The sequence below is a fragment of the Azonexus sp. genome (assembly GCF_049652925.1).
Classification (GTDB): Bacteria; Pseudomonadota; Gammaproteobacteria; order Burkholderiales; family Rhodocyclaceae; genus Azonexus.
Map to the genome: position 1 here is coordinate 211141 of NZ_JBASFI010000012.1, position 17313 is coordinate 228453.

Consider the following 17313-nt stretch of genomic DNA (forward strand, 5'->3'; position numbering starts at 1 on the left):
CGCTATTCTCAGTTATCGACGCGCAACACAGCTAGAAACGCTTCCTGCGGAATTTCGACGCTGCCGACCTGCTTCATACGCTTCTTGCCGGCTTTTTGCTTTTCCAGCAGCTTCTTCTTGCGGGAAATATCACCGCCATAACACTTGGCGAGCACGTCCTTGCGCATCGCCTTGACGTTCTCGCGCGAAATAATGTGTGAGCCGATCGCAGCTTGAATGGCTACGTCGTACATTTGGCGAGGGATGAGTTCGCGCATTTTGCTTGCCAATTCACGACCGCGATATTGCGCATTGGCACGGTGCACGATGAGCGACAAGGCATCCACCTTTTCGCCATTGATCAGGATATCCAGCTTCACAACATCGGCGGCGCGGTATTCCTTGAAATCGTAGTCAAGGGATGCATAGCCCTTCGAGCAAGACTTTAACTTGTCGAAGAAGTCCATCACAACTTCAGCCATCGGCATTTCATAGACCAGCTTTACCTGCCGCCCGTGATAGTGCATGTCGACCTGATTGCCACGCTTTTGATTGCATAGAGTTATAACGTTGCCCAGATAGTCCTGTGGCACAAAAATGGTGGCCGTAATGATTGGCTCACGCACCTCTTCCGTTTTGGTGATATCTGGCAACTTGGCCGGATTTTCAACCTCGACGATCGAGCCATCCCGCATAACAACCTGATAAACCACCGTAGGAGCAGTGGTGATCAAATCCTGATCGAACTCTCGCTCCAGACGTTCCTGAACGATTTCCATGTGAAGCAAGCCAAGGAAGCCACAGCGAAAACCAAAACCAAGTGCCTGGGAGACTTCTGGTTCGTAGTGCAGCGAGGCATCGTTGAGTTTGAGTTTTTCGAGCGATTCACGCAGTGAGTCGTACTGGTTGGATTCAATTGGATACAAACCGGCGAAAACCTGCGGCTTGATTTCCTTGAAGCCAGGTAGCGCTTCGGCAGCCTTGCGGTCCATCTTGGTTATCGTATCGCCTACCTTGGCGGCCTGCAGTTCCTTGATACCAGAAATAACGAAACCAACTTCACCTGCGCGCAATGCATCACGCGACTCTGACTTGGGAGCAAATACGCCAACCTGCTCGCACAACTGCTGCGCGCCGGTGGCCATGAATAACAACTTGTCCTTGGGTTTCAACACGCCATCGACCACGCGCACCAACATGACGACGCCGACATAGTTGTCGAACCATGAGTCAATGATCAATGCCTTGAGCGGCGCGTCCGGGTCACCTTTGGGCGGAGGAATACGTGCGACAACGGCCTCCAGGATATCCTCGACCCCAAGACCTGTCTTTGCAGAAGCGAGGACAGCCTCGGATGCGTCGATACCGATGACATCTTCGATTTCCTGCCGTGCATTTTCCGGATCGGCGGATGGCAAATCGATCTTGTTCAAGACCGGCACCACCTCAACATCCAATTCTAGAGCCGTGTAGCAGTTGGCCACAGTCTGTGCCTCGACACCCTGCGAGGCGTCAACCACCAATAAAGCACCTTCGCAGGCCGATAATGAGCGTGAGACTTCGTAGGAAAAGTCGACGTGCCCTGGTGTGTCGATCAGGTTCAGGTTGTAAACCTTGCCATCGCGTGCCTTATAGCGGAGCGATGCTGTTTGTGCCTTGATGGTAATACCGCGCTCACGCTCGATATCCATTGAATCGAGCACCTGAGCTTCCATCTCGCGGTCAGAAAGACCGCCGCAGAGGTGAATGATGCGATCGGCCAACGTCGATTTGCCGTGGTCGATATGCGCGATGATCGAGAAGTTTCTAATATGATCCATTGATGCCAGTAAAAAAGGGCGCCGTCCCGCGCCCTTCCCTTTTCAGAAGACCCCCGATTTTAGCGGATTCCAGCCAAATATTCACGGGTTTTGGCTTCATCAAGAAAGTAATGGCAAAGCTGTTTGTCGCCATGCAGCAGTACCGGCACCAGCTCGTCGTAGCTTGCTTCTAGGACTGGGTCTGCATCAACGTCAAGCACGGTGATAGAGGCACCGAATTCTTCAGCGATAGGCTTGAGCGCCACCTCCATGTCGTGGCAGAGGTGGCAATAACCGCGACTCATCAGGGTTAACTCAATTGCCATTCAACCCCTTGATGGTAATGAAAGTCTGCATCTCACCACGCCGAATCAGCAATGTGACATTGCTGCCTTTCTCGAACATGGCGAGAAGCTTGTTGAACTGATCAACTGTTTTGACCTCGGTCGTCGCCCCCTTGCTGATAACAGCAATGATGATGTCACCAGGACGCAAATCCGAACGTGCGCCAGTACCGCGAACATCTTCGATCAACAAGCCGAAATTCATTTTCAATTCGCGCTTTTGATCAGCTGTCAATTCGCTAACCACAAGACCAAGGCGATTTGCCGGTTGCTCCGCGGACTTGGCACTGCGTTGCGGTTTTGCGCTAGCGAGCTTGTCATCGGGAACCTCGCCGATGACAACGCTGATTTCACGGGTTGCCCCTTTGCGCCAGACCTGAACGGTGGAACGGGTCCCCGGCTTAGTGATACCCACCATGCGGGGAAGGTCCGCAGAATTGTTGATAGTCTTTCCGTCGAACTTAAGGATTACGTCACCGGCTTCAATACCTGCTTTTTCAGCCGGGCCGTTGTTTTCTACGGAGTTAACTACCGCGCCTATCGGTTTTCCCAGCCCCAGCGATTCGGCGAGCTCCTTGCTGACCTCCTGAATCACGACACCCAATCGACCGCGACTAACCTTGCCCGAGCTACGCAACTGGTTCTGGACTTCCATGGCCACATCGATGGGAATGGCAAAGGAAACCCCCATGTAGCCACCGCTGCGACTGTAAATTTGCGAATTGATGCCTACGACTTCCCCTCGCATGTTAAACAGCGGGCCTCCCGAGTTGCCAGGGTTGATCGCAACATCGGTTTGAATAAATGGCACATAGTTTTCCTGCGGCAAAGAGCGCCCTTTTGCAGACACGATGCCAGCAGTCACCGAATTGTCGAAACCGAAAGGGGACCCAATTGCGACGACCCATTCGCCAACCTTCAGTTGTGCTGGATCACCCAGCTTGACGACCGGGAGACCAGTTGCATTGATTTTTAGCAAAGCGACATCTGTCCGCTTGTCAGCACCGATCGTCTTTGCCTTGAATTCCCGCTTGTCAGTCAGGCGTACCGTCACCTCGTCTGCACCGTCAATTACGTGGGCGTTGGTCAAAATGTAACCGTCACCGCTAACGATGAAGCCGGAACCAAGTGACTTGTTTTCGAAATCACGCGGCACTCCTCCGCCGGGATTCCGCGGGATAAACCGCTTGAAAAACTCGAATGCGGGATCGCTCTCGTCGAAGGGGAACGGCATCGCCTGCGACTGCCCGCGCATGATATGGGTTGTACTTATATTGACGACAGCCTGCCCCTGCTTTTCAGCCAGTTCGGAAAAATCCGGCAGACCACGTGTCTGGGCAACGGCAAACGAACCAATAAACCAAAAGAAGAAAAAGGCAATCAGGCGCTTCATGGACGACATAACCTCTGGATTCGATCAGGAACGGGAAATGATATGTGGGCGTTCGGTCAGATTTCCAGTATTGCGATGCGAGCGGGCAATGACATAAAGGAATGCAGCGCTCAGCCCAACTCCAGCTCCAACCATCGAACTCAAGTCGCTTCCGAACAATGCACCCAGTGCCCCCCCGGCTATTGTTGCGGTCAACGGCAAGATATAGGCCAAATTCGCAGTACGACTCACACTGCCAACCGCGACTGCGATCATTACCCGATCACCAACATCAGCACCGATTGTGTTTTCGACCCGATAGGTTTTGGGACCACTGCAGAACATCTGGGTAAGATGCTGGCCGCCACACCCACCTTTTTCATGGCATCGTCCGCAACCCCCCTGCGCTACCTCGACGTGTGCCCACTTGCCATCCAGGGAACGGATAATGGCTTGGATAGTCGTTTGATCAGTACTCATACTTACCAGCGCTTGTCAGAGGCCGTATCAAGCAAAGGGCGTAACTTTCCAGCCACTGCTTCACGGGCACGAAATATCCGCGATCGAACTGTGCCAATGGGGCAATCCATGATGCCGGCGATTTCTTCATAAGACATGCCGTCAATTTCACGCAATACGATAGCTGTCCGCAACTCTTCCGGAAGCGCATCCATGGCTGCATTGATTGTTTGACCAATTTGTTTGGTGAGAAGCAGGCTTTCAGGGGTATTGATGTCGCGCAATTGCGATGCATCTTCGAACGTCTCAGCTTCGTCATTGTCAAATTCGGTGGTCGTCGGTGCTCGCCGGCCTTGTGATACAAGATAATTTTTGGCCGTATTGATACCGATGCGATATAGCCAAGTATAGAAGGCACTATCGCCTCTAAACGAAGGCAGGGCGCGATAGGCTTTGATGAATGCCTCTTGGGAAACATCTTCGACTTCTGCCGGATCGCGAATAAAACGCGACAGCAATCGACCAAGCTTGCGCTGGTATTTGCTCACCAACTGGTCGAAGGCGTGTTTATCTCCGCCTTGCGCCCGCTCGACCAGTATTTGATCGATCTCGCGCTCACTCATGGCTCTCGTTTTCCCTGGGGTTTAGTCGTTGCTTTCTTTATGGCACAAGTATAGCGCAGCCATTTTCACGAAGCCGATAGGTATTTATCCCTATTTGTGACCATCTGTAACCGGATGAATCGTTTTCTGCATGCTATATTTGACGCAAAATAACTCTTACAGAGAACAGCGTGCAGAAATTTGACGTCCTCATCATTGGTAGCGGACTGGCCGGCCAATCGGCAGCTTTGCGACTGGCCTCCTCTCAGTGCAATGTCGTCCTGGTCAGCAAACGCAGCCTTGAAGACTCAGCATCCGGCTGGGCCCAAGGGGGTATTGCCGCCGTCCTCGACAGTCGTGATTCGATAGAAGCGCATATTCAGGACACGTTGATCGCCGGCGCCTGGCTGAATGATGAAAAAGCGACGCGTTTTGTCGTAGAAAATGGCCGGCATGCTATTGATTGGCTTATCGAACAAGGCGTTCCATTCACCAAGGATGATGCCGGCTACCACCTGACACGTGAAGGCGGCCATAGTGCCCGTCGCGTCATTCACGTCGCCGATGCAACCGGGATGGCTGTTCAGGACACTCTGACCAAAAAAGTTCGTGCCAACCAAAACATTACCGTGCTGGAAGACCATATCGCCATTGACCTGATTACAGGCGACAAATTAGGCACGGGCGAAAAGCGCTGCTTTGGTGCTTATGTCCTCAACAACCGTGATGGCGAAGTCGTCACCATCGGCGCCGCAAACACCCTGCTGGCGACAGGCGGCGCAGGAAAAGTATATCTCTACACAACCAATCCGGACACCTCAACCGGTGACGGCATTGCCATGGCCTACCGTGCTGGTTGCCGGGTTGCCAACATGGAGTTCATTCAGTTCCATCCGACCTGCCTTTATCACCCACAGGCCAAGTCCTTCCTGATTTCGGAGGCAGTTCGCGGCGAAGGCGGCCTGCTCCGCCTGCCAGACGGCACCCGCTTCATGCCGGAACACGATGACCGTGCCGAACTGGCTCCTCGCGACATTGTGGCTCGCGCCATCGACTTCGAAATGAAAAAGCGCGGCCTGGATTGCGTTTTCCTCGATATTTCCCACAAGGGAGAGGATTTCATTCGCAATCACTTCCCCAATATTCACGCCCGCTGCCAGGAACTCGGCATCGATATTGCGCAGGAGCCTATTCCGGTAGTTCCTGCAGCACACTACACCTGCGGCGGCATTGTTAGCGACTTGCATGGTCGGACCGATGTTGCCGGACTTTATGTCGCAGGTGAGGCATCGTGCACTGGCCTTCATGGCGCCAATCGCCTTGCCTCAAACTCCTTGCTCGAGTGTCTGGTTTTTGCCGAAGCAGCGGTCAAGGATATTCTGGCGAGCAAAGCCACCAGACTTCCGTCTTTGCCGTTGTGGGATGAAAGCCGAGTCACCGATGCCGACGAGGAAGTTGTCATCTCTCACAATTGGGACGAACTTCGTCGCTTCATGTGGGACTACGTCGGCATCGTCCGTACGACAAAGCGTTTGAAGCGAGCCAAGCACCGCATTGGCTTGTTGAGACGCGAGATTGAAGAGTTCTACGCCAATTTCAGGGTCAGCCACGACCTGATTGAATTGCGCAATCTGGTTGCCACCGCAGACCTTATCGTTCGCTGTGCCATGCAGCGCAAGGAGAGCCGGGGCCTGCACTTCTCCCGTGATTTTCCGGAAATGGCTGCCAAGGCAAAAAATACCGTGCTCAAGCGTCGTCGTGTGGCTCGCTGAAGCTCGCCTGCCAGCGCATAAACATTCGCAAGCGTCTTAAATTTTGACTATTTTTCCGGTCGACCGTGGCAATCAACGTTGCTGTTCGAGCGTCAGCTGTTTGCAGACGGATAACAGTCAGCCATGGGTGAATGATCGCCCCAGGCTTGGGCATCGCCTGAATAAAATCACTTTCACCGACTCGCGCAATGAAAACCTCACCGCTCCTTTCGAGCCGGATTTGCTTGATTGCCGGAGTCAGTGCGTACCATGCCTGTATCGCCAGCAGCATGACAGCAAAGAACAAGCCCGTACGTATTGACGGGGAGCACTGTAAGCCCAGAATTGGTGCACTGGCCAAAATGACAGCAGTCAGAAGCATGGCATCCAGAAGACGCGAACGGTGCAGTCCGATGATGATCGGAAACTGCACCGTTCGTTTTCCTACCTGTATTACTTAGATGCGCTTGAAAACCAGCGATCCATTGGTCCCGCCGAAGCCGAAGTTGTTCTTCAGCCCATACTCAATACTCATTGGCCGTGCCACATTGGCACAGTAATCAAGATCACATTCCGGATCCTGATTGAAGATATTGATCGTCGGTGGCGAGATCTGGTTGTGAATAGCCAAGACCGTAAACAATGACTCGATACCACCGGCACCACCTAGCAGATGACCGGTCATCGACTTGGTTGAGTTAACGACCAGCTTGTAGGCATAGTCGCCAAAAGCCGCCTTGACGGCATCTGACTCGTTTTTGTCGCCAAGCGGAGTTGATGTCCCGTGGGCATTCAAGTACTGCACGTCGGACGGCGCGATACCGGCGTTCTTGAGGGCATTGACCATGGAACGGCGTGGACCATCCATGTTCGGTGCTGTGATGTGATAGGCATCGGCACTCATGCCGTAACCAACCAGTTCGGCATAAATCTTGGCGCCACGGGCCTTGGCGTGCTCGTACTCTTCCAGAACCATGACGCCAGCGCCCTCACCCAGCACAAATCCATCGCGATCTTTGTCCCATGGCCGGCTGGCCGTGGTCGGATCGTCGTTCCGTGTCGATAGCGCACGAGCGGCGCAGAAGCCGCCCATGCCCAAAGGAGATACGGTTGATTCGGCACCACCGGCAACCATGACATCAGCATCACCGTATTCGATGATGCGTGCGGCATCGCCAATTGAGTGCGTACCAGTCGTACATGCTGAAACCAGGGCGATATTCGGTCCCTTGAAGCCAAACTCGATCGATAAATTGCCCGAGATCATGTTAATGATCGAACCTGGCACAAAGAATGGCGAAACTTTGCGTACACCGCCCGCGGTGTATTCTTCCTTGGTCGCCTCAATTAGAGGCAGACCACCGATACCAGAACCAATGGCAACGCCAACGCGTTCGAGATCAACTACGTTTTCTTTATCCAGTCCTGCGTCTCGCACTGCCTGAATGCCAGCGGCCAGGCCGAAATGAATGAAGTCATCCATCCGGCGTGCGTCTTTGGCGGAAATATATTGGGTAATGTCAAAGTTCTTGACCTCACCGGCGAACTGGACCGGAAAGGTTGAGGTGTCGAACTTGGTGACTGCGGCAATACCGGATTTGCCAGCAAGAATATTCTGCCAGGCTTCTTCGACGGTGTTTCCGACTGGGCAAACAATGCCCAGACCGGTAATTACGACTCTGCGACGTGCCAAGGTGCACTCCGAAAGCAAAAGTAGCAAGGCCGGCCATGGGGGCCGGCCTTGCCTAAGTCAACGAGAATTGAATTACTTCTTGTTGGCGAGGATGAAATCGACAGCCTGCTGGACCGTGGTGATTTTCTCAGCCTGGTCGTCAGGGATTTCGCACTCGAACTCTTCTTCCAGTGCCATGACCAGTTCAACGGTGTCCAGGGAATCCGCGCCCAGATCGTCCACAAAAGAGGACTCATTCTTGATGTCCGCTTCGTTCACGCCCAGTTGTTCGGCGACGATCTTCTTGACGCGCTCTACGATGTTATCCATTAGAAAAACTCCTTCCCCTCAGGGGTACGAAAAAAAACATTACTAGTTTACCAAAAGCCGAGGCTTCGGGAAATCAATCCATGAACATGCCACCATTCACATGCACTGTCGTGCCTGTGACATAGGCGGCAGCCGGGGATACGAGAAAGCCGACAGCGCCGGCAATATCTTCTGGCGTACCGGCGCGACCCAGTGGAATCGTCGCCAGCATGGCCTGCTTCTGTTCTTCGGTCAACGCATGCGTCATGTCGGTAGCTATAAAGCCCGGCGCAACACAGTTGACAGTGATGTTGCGGCTACCAAGTTCCCGCGCCAGCGAACGGCTCATCCCTGCGACGCCAGCCTTGGCTGCGCAGTAGTTGGCTTGGCCGGGATTGCCAGAGTAGCCAACCACCGACGTGATGTTCACAATACGACCGAAGCGGGCTTTCATCATGCCGCGCATGACACCGCGTGACAGGCGGAAAACCGCCTTCAGGTTCGTGTCAATTACTGCATCCCACTCATCGTCGCCCATCCGCATGGTCAGATTGTCACGGGTAATGCCTGCGTTATTGACCAGAATGGTGATGGCGCCAAATTCCTTGGCGATATCGGAGAGCACCGAATCAGTCTGCGCTACATCGCACACGTTCAGCGAAATACCCTTGCCCTTGATACCAGCCTCAGTCAGATAGGCCGAAATACTACCAGCTCCGTCACCGCTGGTTGCCGTACCGATTACGGTAGCCCCCTGTTTGCCCAATTCGAGGGCAATGGCGCGACCGATACCCCGTGTCGCGCCAGTTACCAAAGCAATTTTTTCTTTCAGCATTGATTACTCCAGGCCGATATTGGCTTCGATGGAAGCCGCATCGGACAATGCGACACCAGTAACCCCATCCGCACAGCGCTTGGTAAGGCCGGCCAATACCTTGCCCGGGCCACATTCCGCGACGGTTGTAACCCCCAGCGTTGCCATCGATTGTATGGTCTCGACCCAGCGTACCGGATTGTAGGCTTGACGGATCAGAGCATCCTTGATCTGGTCAGGCTCGTTCTCAATGGCAACGTCAACGTTGTTGATAACCGGGATCTGCGGGGCATTCAGGGTGAGTTCGGCAAGACGGGCGGCAAGCTTGTCTGCCGCCGGGCGAATCAGTGAAGAGTGAAATGGTGCCGAAACGGGTAGCGCCTTGGCCATCTTCGCCCCGCGGGCCTTGCAGGCCTCCATGGCGCGCTCGACGGCAGCCTTGTGTCCAGCAATCACGGTTTGTCCGTTTGCATTGAAATTAACTGGTTCGACGACTTCGCCCTGCGCCGCTTCGGCACAAGCGGCAACGATCCCCGCGTTGTCCAGTCCTAGCACAGCAGCCATGGCGCCGGTGCCAACCGGCACGGCTTCCTGCATGGCTGCAGCACGCAAGCGAACGAGCGGTACGGCATCCTTGAACGTAAGCACGCCGGCAGCAACCAGCGCAGAATATTCGCCGAGGCTGTGACCAGCAACTACTGCGGGCTTTTTGCCGCCTCTGTCGAGCCACAAGCGCCAAGTTGCAACACCAGCGGTCAGCATGACCGGCTGGGTGTTTACCGTTTGGGTAAGCGTTTCGGCCGGCCCTTCGGCTACCATCGCCCAGAGATCGTCGCCCAAGGCTGCGGAAGCTTCATCGAACGTTGCACGGACCACGGTCGAGTCGCCGTAAGCTGCCATCATGCCAACGCTCTGGGAGCCTTGGCCTGGAAATACGAATGCAAAAGACATCGTTTCGTCTCCTGGTTCAGAATTCAAGAAGGGCTGCGCCCCAGGTAAAACCGCCACCAACGCCCTCAACCAGGACTTTTTGGCCGCGCTGGATACGTCCATCCCGTACAGCTTCGTCTAGCGCAAGCGGCACGGATGCTGCGGATGTGTTGCCATGACGATCAACCGTCACAATCACTTTGTTCCGGTCAACACCCAGTTTCTTGCCAGTTGCTTCGATAATGCGGATATTGGCCTGATGCGGAATCAACCAATCAACATCACCGGTTTGAATGCCTGCAATCTGACAAACCTCTTCAGCAATGTCGGCCAGAACGCGTACAGCGAATTTGAAGACCGCTTGCCCATCCATGCGCAGAAAGGGGTCGCCGGTAACCTGGCCGCCGCAAATTTGACCAGGAACATTCAGGATTGAATTCTGACTACCGTCAGCATGCATCGCCGTAGATATGATTCCAGGCTTGTCCGATGCTTCAAGTACCACGGCGCCAGCTCCGTCCCCGAACAACACGCAGGTTCCGCGGTCGTTCCAGTCAAGGATGCGCGAGAAAACTTCCGCGCCTATGACCAACGCTCTCTTGTGGCTGCCAGAACGGATAAATTTTTCCGCGATGCCAAGTGCGTAGGTAAAGCCAGCGCAAACTGCCTGTACATCAAATGCGGCAGCGCCCTTGTTGCCCAGTTTCGCCTGTATCAGACAGGCGGTACTGGGAAAAATAAAATCAGGCGTGGATGTTGCGACAATGATCAGGTCAAGGTCAGTTGCGGCAATGCCAGCCATATCCAACGCGCGCTGCGCTGCGATCAAGCCAAGTTCGCTGGATGTTGTGCCGGGGCTTGCCAGATATCGGCTGCGAATGCCTGTTCGGGTGATGATCCACTCATCGTTGGTATCGATGCCGCGCGCCGCCAAATCATCGTTTGTAACGGGGGTGCCCGGAAGATAACTACCAGTACCACTCAAGCGTGCATACATTCAGACACTCTCCACGACAACAACCGGAGTCGGCGCCATTTGGGCCAAGCGGTTGGTAATACGCTCCAGGACGCGGTTTTCCGCCGCATCGTAAGCGCGGGAAATTGCGTTACCAAAAGCCAGGACATCAGCTGAGCCATGGCTTTTGACTGAAACACCTTTTAGGCCAAGCAGAATGGCGCCGTTGTAGCGACGATGATCGAAACGCTTTTTGAAATTATTGAGCACTGAAATAGCAATCAATGCGGCAATTCTGGTTAGCCAGTTACGTTTGAATTCACCGCGCAAAGACGAAGCCAGCATCTGGGCAAGCCCCTCCGACGTCTTTAATGCAACGTTGCCGACGAACCCGTCGCAAACAATCACATCAGCATCGCCCTTGTAGATGCCATCGCCTTCGACATTTCCGATGAAGTTCAGATCGGAGGCCCGCAGCAAAGCAGCAGCCGCCTTCACCACTTCGTTTCCCTTGATGTCTTCTTCGCCAATATTAAGAATCCCGACCGTCGGCTGATCCTTGTGCTCCATGGCCGAAACCAGCATGGCCCCCATGATGCCGAACTGCAAAAGATGCTCAGGTCCGCAATCGACGTTGGCCCCCAGATCGAGCATGTGCGTATGGCCGTTGACGGTAGGCAAAGGCGCGCAAATTGCAGGTCGGTCAATGCCTGGCAGCATTTTCAGAACAAAACGCGATATCGCCATCAGGGCACCCGTATTGCCGGCTGAAACGCAGGCATCAGCCAAGCCTTCCTTGACCTGGTTGATGGCAACGCGCATCGACGAATCTTTCTTGTTGCGCAGGGCAAGTGCAGGCGACTCATCCATACCAACGATTTCGGAGGCGTGAACGAGGCGAATGCGGGAATCGTTGGCATGGCTGCCGAGCAACGGGCGCAAAACATCATCCTGACCGACCAGGACGAGATTGGCTGACGGATGCTCCGCAAGGAATTGAATGGCCGCTGGCACCGTCACTGACGGACCGTGGTCACCCCCCATGCAATCAATGGCAATGCGGGTTGTCATGGCAAAATAAAAGGCAGGCGGCCCATTACGAACCGCCTGCCCTTCACTGAACGATTACTCGCCCTTGCCCTTGACTACTTTTTTACCGCGGTAGAAACCGGCCGGTGAAATGTGATGACGCAGATGTGCTTCGCCGGTGGTCGATTCAACGGCCAGCGGGGGGGCGGTCAGGAAGTCATGAGCACGGTGCATGCCACGCTTGGACGGGGACTTTTTGTTCTGTTGAACGGCCATTTTCTTACTCCAAAAAAATCAGTTCGGCTTACCTTTTAGCGCGGACAACTTCGCGAACGGATTGATCCGTTCACCAGCATTGGCCGCGCCAGGTAAACCACATTTTTCGTGCCGTGGCGCTACAGGCAGACCAAGGAGGATTTCATCCTCAACCAACTCGATCACATCCAGTTCGCGCACTACCGGCAGGAAATCCCGGGTATCGTCTTCCAGTTCATCTTGCGACAACTCGGCACCCTCAGGAATTAATTCCAGAAGACTGTCGACATCAAGATCACAAGGCACGGCTTCCAGGCAGCGCTGGCAGGCAAGCAGGAGCACTCCCGATACCACCAGATGCAACATGGGTTCCCCGCTATCGCCCTTGAAACCAGCCAGGCGGAAAGTAACCTCTCCATCCACCTCCGCCAGCAAATCATGCAGGCGATCAAGATCAGCGACGGCCAGCGTTCCCTCGAGAACACGACCATCTCTGGCAAAAGCGAAAGCGTCCGAAATCCTTTTCAATCTTGAACTGTTCCGACCTAAACATTGAATGATATTATTTTTAGCTTTCCAAGTCAAAACAAAGTGCTGCTTCAAGTATTCACTGCAACGCTTTGTTGTAACGGATTTTTCATGCACCAGAACCTCATTCTCGCCTCAACTTCGCCATTTCGCCGTGAACTGCTCAGCCGACTGGGACTGCCATTCGACGTTGCCGACCCTCAAACAGACGAAAGTCCTCACCCCGGAGAAACCCCCGAGGAAATTGCCTTGCGACTTTCAGTAGCCAAGGCGAAGGCAGTCGCCGCGGCATATCCCGACGCACTGATTATCGGAAGCGATCAAGTTGCCACGGTCGACGGGAAAATATATGGAAAACCGGGCACCCATGAACGCGCCATTGAGCAGTTGCGCGCCCTGTCCGGAAAGACTGTCAATTTCTTTACCGGACTCTGTCTGCTCAATGCCAGGACTGGCGAGGCCGAAGTTAGGGGTGTGCCAACGCTCGTTACTTTCAGGCAGTTAAACGATCAAGAAATAGAAAATTATTTGCGCCGTGAGCCAGCCTATAACTGCGCGGGCTCTGCCAAGTCGGAAGGCCTGGGGATTGCGTTGCTGAGCAGCATGCGTGGTGACGACCCCAATGCCCTGGTCGGGCTACCGTTGATTGCCCTGTGCGACATGTTGCGCAACCAGGGCGTGGCGGTCCTCTGATGACCGGAACGCTCTATTTGATTCCGGTGCCACTTGGCCCGACTGAGCCGCAAAAGTCCTTGCCTGCGAATGTGCTTGCTACCGTCCGCCCACTAACGCATTTTGTCGTCGAGCAGGCCAAGACAGCACGAGCCTTCCTGAAGGCAGCAGGAACCGATTTACCCCTACAGGAACTGCTTCTTCAGGAGCTGAATGAGCACACCAAGTCAAATCAACTTGATCACCTGCTCGAGCCATTACGCGCCGGTCACGATGTTGGCTTGCTTTCTGAGGCTGGTTGTCCGGCTGTTGCTGATCCTGGCGCCAATCTCGTCGCGCTGGCGCAAGCAGAAAATATTCGTGTCGTCCCGCTCATTGGCCCCTCTTCGCTCTTGCTGGCCTTGATGGCATCCGGACTGAATGGGCAACGCTTTGCTTTTCAGGGTTATCTGCCCGCCAAAGAAGCGGAGCGGACGAAAAATCTACGCGATCTTGAAAACGAATCGAAAAAGCGTCAGCAGACTCAAATTTTCATAGAGACGCCGTACCGTAACCGGGCCATGTTTGACGCCATTCTTCAGTCCTGCCTGCCAACCACCCGCCTGACCGTAGCTACCGATCTAACTTTGCCAGGCGAGTCCGTACTAACACGCTCCATAGCAGCCTGGAAAAAGGAAACGCCGCCCGAAATAGAGCGGCGTCCCACTGTTTTTCTGCTGCTGGCGTAATTTCTAGCGAAGGCTGACGCCAGCGGCGCTTTCTGAGAAGCCTTTCCAGAAACCGGCAGAGGTGCTGGCACCGAGGCGCTTCGCGAAACGTTCAGCGATATTGTCCTTGACCGAATAATCAAGGACTTTCTCGGCCTTGATGACATCACGGGCTACAGAATCGACACTACCAAAATCGTCAGCCAGCCCAAGCTGGATGCTTTGAGAACCCGTCCACATCAAACCTGAAAACATGTCAGGGGTTTCCTTGAGTCGCTTGCCTCGCCCGGTTTTGACGACATCGATGAATTGCTGGTGTATGTCATTCAACAAAGTCTGGGCGTGAGCCTTGTGTTGCGGCGCCTGAGGAGAAAACGGGTCAAGAAAACCCTTGTTTTCGCCAGCTGTCAGCAGGCGGCGCTCAACGCCAGCCTTATCCATCGTACCGGTGAAGCCGAAACCATCCATCAACACGCCGATGGAACCGACAATGCTGGCCTTGTTGACGTAGATGCTGTCCGCTGCCGCAGCGACGTAGTAACCACCTGAGGCGCACATGTCTTCGACTACCGCGTATAGAAGCTTGTCCGGATGCTTGCCACGCAGGCGACGAATTTCATCATTGATGATCCCCGCCTGGACAGGGCTGCCGCCGGGGCTGTTGATGCGCAGGATAATGCCAGCAACATTTTTCTCCTCGAAGGCACTATTCAGTGCAGCGACGAGATTTTCTGCATTGCTCTCACCCTTGGCCTCAAGGACTCCATTGAGGTTAACCAGGGCAGTATGGCGTTCCTGGTGCTCGGCGTTAGCCCCCCAATCAACGACCGCAATCAACACGACGAGAAGATAAACGAAACCTAGCGTCTTGAATGCGATTCCCCAGCGTCGACGGGCTCGCTGCTCGTCAAGAGCGGCAAACACCAGTTTTTCGAGGGTTTTCCGCTCCCAGGCGGAGTCATTGTTGGGCTGTTGGGGGCTATCCATGATTGTTTTCTTGCTCTAAAAAAATCTGTCCGTCGATCTCTTGTACCTTCAGGGATTTCAAACCCTTCCCCTGACAGCGGCCACCGAGACATCTGCCAGATTCAGGAGCATAAAGCGCGCCATGAATCGAGCAAATCAAGTATAGCTTGGAATCGTCGAAGAATTCCCCAGGCTGCCAGTCAAGTTCGGCTGGAACGTGGCCGCATTCATTTAAATAGGCATGCACCTGCCCGCGAAAACGGATGACAAAAGCCGGGGTGGCGCGTCCGTAGCGGTCAACCGTAAAACGAAATCCATGCCCGGCGTCTGCGACCTCGTGACTGGAGCAGATCAGGCGAAATTCTGCAGCCACCGGTCGAGCTCATCAACGCTTTGCAGGCATGTCACCGGCTTGTGCTCCAGCAGATGGTCATGCGGATGCGCGCCGTAGGTTACCGCCAAGCTGTCGACCCCAGCATTGGTTGCCATCAGCAGATCATGCGAGGTATCGCCAATCATGACGGTCGACTCGGCAGAGATGCCAAATTCGGCCATCAGCTCCTGCAGCATCTGCGGATGCGGTTTTGAATGACACTCATCGGCGCAACGAGAGGCCTGAAATAATGGACGCAGCCCCGAATGATCGAGCGCTCGCTCCAGCCCAAGCCTGCTTTTGCCGGTGGCTACGGCCAATATGTGGCCGGCTGCCTTGAGGCGTTGCAACATCTCTGGCACACCAGCGAACAGCGTCAGGTTTTGGTCACCGGCCAGATAGTGAAAACGATAGCGCTCGACCATCGCCTGAGTACTTTCGGGCGGCAAGTCTGGTACCGCATGACGCAGAGCATCGGCCAATCCGAGCCCAATAACATGGCGCGCCCGGGCATCGTCCGGGACAGGCAAGTTCAGATCTCGGCAAGACGCCTGGATGGCATGAACGATCGCACCAGCCGAATCGAGCAGCGTGCCATCCCAGTCAAACACAACCAGTTCATATTTCATCGTTTATTCAGTATTTCTTCCAGATTATCGGATTTGAATTCTGGGTCTTTTTTCCGGTTGACCGTAGCAATGTAGCTACCGAAGCTATCCGGCAACGGTGCTATGCATTCGACTGGCGCAGCCGTCAACGGGTGGCGAAAAGCCATCCGCCAGGCATGCAATGCCATGCGCTTCAGGCCATCGCGTTTGAGATTCTTGTTCAACGCGAAATCACCATATTTCTCGTCGCCAAGAATGGGAAAACCGAGATGCGCCAGATGAACGCGAATCTGGTGCGTGCGCCCGGTTTTCAGTTGCGCTTCGAGCAGGCTCATATCCGACCAGCGAGCCAGCAAGCGGAAGATAGTGTGTGAAGCCTTGCCCTCGGGGTTAACTGAAACACGGCGCTCCCCCCCCTCAGTCAGATACTTGTGGAGAGGCAATTTCACGTGCTGGGTGGCATTCATCCAGCGCCCCTTGACCAGAACCAGGTAGCGCTTGTCAGCCCCCGCACCATGTTCGCGGAACATGTCGTGCAACGCAGTCAAGGCCAGTCGCTTCTTGCCAACGAGCAGCACGCCGGAGGTTTCTCGATCGAGTCGGTGCGCCAGTTCGAGGAACTTGGCTTGCGGTCGCTGCCGACGCAAAGCTTCGATCACACCAAAACTGACACCGCTACCACCATGAACGGCAATACCTTCCGGCTTGTCTATGACAAGCATCGCCTCGTCTTCATAGATAATCGGCAGATCGACACGTTCCTTGGCCGCTTCGTCGACCTCATTCTGCGGCCGCTCGGCAATGCGGATCGGCGGAATTCGTACGTTGTCGCCGGTGCAAAGGCGATAGGTTGCATCAACCCGGCCGCTATTCACCCGTACTTCTCCGCTCCGCAAAATCCGGTAGATATGACTCTTCGGAACCCCCTTGCAACGTCGAATCAAAAAGTTGTCGAGGCGCTGCCCCTCTTCTTCTTCGCCGATCACTGCGTGCGTGACTGAATTGTTACCTACCCCGGTCATTTTCTAATATACTGCCTGCGTTCTACGTCTCGGTTTGCAAGAGATGCCGAACCATCAGACCGTTTATGCCCTCGCGCTAAAAGCGCGACCGCCAGGCGGCAGGCTCGAAAGTCTCACCTGTGCCAACTGCCCAGGCCAGACCAACGTAAAACGACTGGTTAAGTTCA

The 17313-nt window shown here is 54.5% G+C and carries 21 protein-coding genes; 3 read left to right on the forward strand and 18 right to left on the reverse strand.

Annotation, left to right across the window (positions count from 1 at the left end; genetic code table 11):
* Window positions 1-8: 8 nt before the first annotated feature.
* From lepA to rpoE, 5 genes are read right to left on the reverse strand one after another with little or no spacing between them, the layout of a single operon-like run.
* Window positions 9-1799, reverse strand: a complete 1791-nt coding sequence (lepA, locus tag WBK19_RS05125) for a translation elongation factor 4 (RefSeq protein WP_511287571.1) — start codon at window positions 1797-1799, stop codon at window positions 9-11.
* Between the two features lie 59 nt (window positions 1800-1858).
* Window positions 1859-2104, reverse strand: a complete 246-nt coding sequence (locus tag WBK19_RS05130) for a glutaredoxin family protein (RefSeq protein WP_511287573.1) — start codon at window positions 2102-2104, stop codon at window positions 1859-1861.
* Window positions 2094-3515: a DegQ family serine endoprotease gene (locus tag WBK19_RS05135; protein WP_511287575.1), complete on the reverse strand. Its 1422-nt coding sequence runs from the start codon at window positions 3513-3515 to the stop codon at window positions 2094-2096. Before WBK19_RS05135 ends, WBK19_RS05130 begins: the two co-directional genes overlap by 11 nt.
* Before the next feature lie 24 nt (window positions 3516-3539).
* Complete coding sequence (locus WBK19_RS05140) at window positions 3540-3974, reverse strand: SoxR reducing system RseC family protein (protein ID WP_511287577.1); 435 nt, start codon at window positions 3972-3974, stop codon at window positions 3540-3542.
* A 2-nt stretch (window positions 3975-3976) separates the two neighbouring features.
* Window positions 3977-4576: an RNA polymerase sigma factor RpoE gene (gene rpoE, locus WBK19_RS05145; protein ID WP_494649077.1), complete on the reverse strand. Its 600-nt coding sequence runs from the start codon at window positions 4574-4576 to the stop codon at window positions 3977-3979.
* Window positions 4577-4746: 170 nt separating this feature from the next.
* On the opposite strand from rpoE, the gene nadB reads away from it, so the two are divergent.
* A complete protein-coding gene (gene nadB / locus WBK19_RS05150; protein ID WP_511287579.1) occupies window positions 4747-6327 on the forward strand; it encodes an L-aspartate oxidase in 1581 nt (526 codons plus the stop codon).
* Here nadB and WBK19_RS05155 read toward each other — a convergent pair.
* From WBK19_RS05155 to WBK19_RS05195, 9 genes are all read right to left on the reverse strand, one after another.
* Window positions 6302-6739, reverse strand: coding sequence for a hypothetical protein (locus WBK19_RS05155; RefSeq protein WP_511287581.1), 438 nt, complete (start codon window positions 6737-6739; stop codon window positions 6302-6304). The two genes, nadB and WBK19_RS05155, sit on opposite strands and share 26 nt — an antisense overlap.
* 24 nt (window positions 6740-6763) lie before the next feature.
* On the reverse strand, window positions 6764-7999 hold the full coding sequence (gene fabF, locus WBK19_RS05160; protein WP_511287583.1) for a beta-ketoacyl-ACP synthase II: 1236 nt from the start codon (window positions 7997-7999) through the stop codon (window positions 6764-6766).
* 72 nt (window positions 8000-8071) lie between these two features.
* Window positions 8072-8308, reverse strand: a complete 237-nt coding sequence (gene acpP / locus WBK19_RS05165) for an acyl carrier protein (RefSeq protein WP_066883607.1) — start codon at window positions 8306-8308, stop codon at window positions 8072-8074.
* Between the two features lie 73 nt (window positions 8309-8381).
* The gene (fabG, locus tag WBK19_RS05170) at window positions 8382-9122 is read right to left on the reverse strand and encodes a 3-oxoacyl-ACP reductase FabG (RefSeq protein ID WP_511287585.1); all 741 of its coding nucleotides are present in this window, start codon (window positions 9120-9122) and stop codon (window positions 8382-8384) included.
* A gap of 3 nt (window positions 9123-9125) precedes the next feature.
* Complete coding sequence (fabD, locus tag WBK19_RS05175) at window positions 9126-10052, reverse strand: ACP S-malonyltransferase (protein WP_511287587.1); 927 nt, start codon at window positions 10050-10052, stop codon at window positions 9126-9128.
* A gap of 16 nt (window positions 10053-10068) precedes the next feature.
* The gene (locus WBK19_RS05180) at window positions 10069-11028 is read right to left on the reverse strand and encodes a beta-ketoacyl-ACP synthase III (RefSeq protein WP_511287589.1); all 960 of its coding nucleotides are present in this window, start codon (window positions 11026-11028) and stop codon (window positions 10069-10071) included.
* On the reverse strand, window positions 11029-12057 hold the full coding sequence (gene plsX, locus WBK19_RS05185; protein WP_511287591.1) for a phosphate acyltransferase PlsX: 1029 nt from the start codon (window positions 12055-12057) through the stop codon (window positions 11029-11031).
* Window positions 12058-12111: 54 nt separating this feature from the next.
* A complete protein-coding gene (rpmF, locus tag WBK19_RS05190) occupies window positions 12112-12291 on the reverse strand; it encodes a 50S ribosomal protein L32 (RefSeq protein WP_226405540.1) in 180 nt (59 codons plus the stop codon).
* Window positions 12292-12309: 18 nt separating this feature from the next.
* Window positions 12310-12915 (reverse strand): YceD family protein, encoded by a 606-nt coding sequence (locus WBK19_RS05195; protein ID WP_511287593.1) that lies wholly within the window; start codon window positions 12913-12915, stop codon window positions 12310-12312.
* Between WBK19_RS05195 and WBK19_RS05200 the strand changes: the two genes are divergently transcribed.
* The gene (locus WBK19_RS05200; protein WP_511287595.1) at window positions 12910-13491 is read left to right on the forward strand and encodes a Maf family nucleotide pyrophosphatase; all 582 of its coding nucleotides are present in this window, start codon (window positions 12910-12912) and stop codon (window positions 13489-13491) included. The genes WBK19_RS05195 and WBK19_RS05200 overlap by 6 nt on opposite strands.
* Window positions 13491-14198 carry an SAM-dependent methyltransferase gene (locus tag WBK19_RS05205; protein WP_511287597.1) on the forward strand — a complete coding sequence of 236 codons (708 nt, stop codon included), beginning with the start codon at window positions 13491-13493 and terminating at the stop codon, window positions 14196-14198. The genes WBK19_RS05200 and WBK19_RS05205 overlap by 1 nt, the downstream gene beginning before the upstream one ends.
* Before the next feature lie 3 nt (window positions 14199-14201).
* On the opposite strand, the gene WBK19_RS05210 is transcribed toward WBK19_RS05205, so the two are convergent.
* From WBK19_RS05210 to WBK19_RS05225, 4 genes are read right to left on the reverse strand one after another with little or no spacing between them, the layout of a single operon-like run.
* Window positions 14202-15164 (reverse strand): S49 family peptidase, encoded by a 963-nt coding sequence (locus tag WBK19_RS05210; RefSeq protein WP_511287599.1) that lies wholly within the window; start codon window positions 15162-15164, stop codon window positions 14202-14204.
* A complete protein-coding gene (locus tag WBK19_RS05215; RefSeq protein ID WP_511287601.1) occupies window positions 15157-15516 on the reverse strand; it encodes a Rieske (2Fe-2S) protein in 360 nt (119 codons plus the stop codon). Before WBK19_RS05215 ends, WBK19_RS05210 begins: the two co-directional genes overlap by 8 nt.
* A complete protein-coding gene (locus WBK19_RS05220) occupies window positions 15495-16145 on the reverse strand; it encodes an HAD family hydrolase (RefSeq protein ID WP_511287603.1) in 651 nt (216 codons plus the stop codon). Before WBK19_RS05220 ends, WBK19_RS05215 begins: the two co-directional genes overlap by 22 nt.
* Complete coding sequence (locus tag WBK19_RS05225) at window positions 16142-17146, reverse strand: RluA family pseudouridine synthase (protein ID WP_511287605.1); 1005 nt, start codon at window positions 17144-17146, stop codon at window positions 16142-16144. Before WBK19_RS05225 ends, WBK19_RS05220 begins: the two co-directional genes overlap by 4 nt.
* Window positions 17147-17313 lie beyond the last annotated feature (167 nt).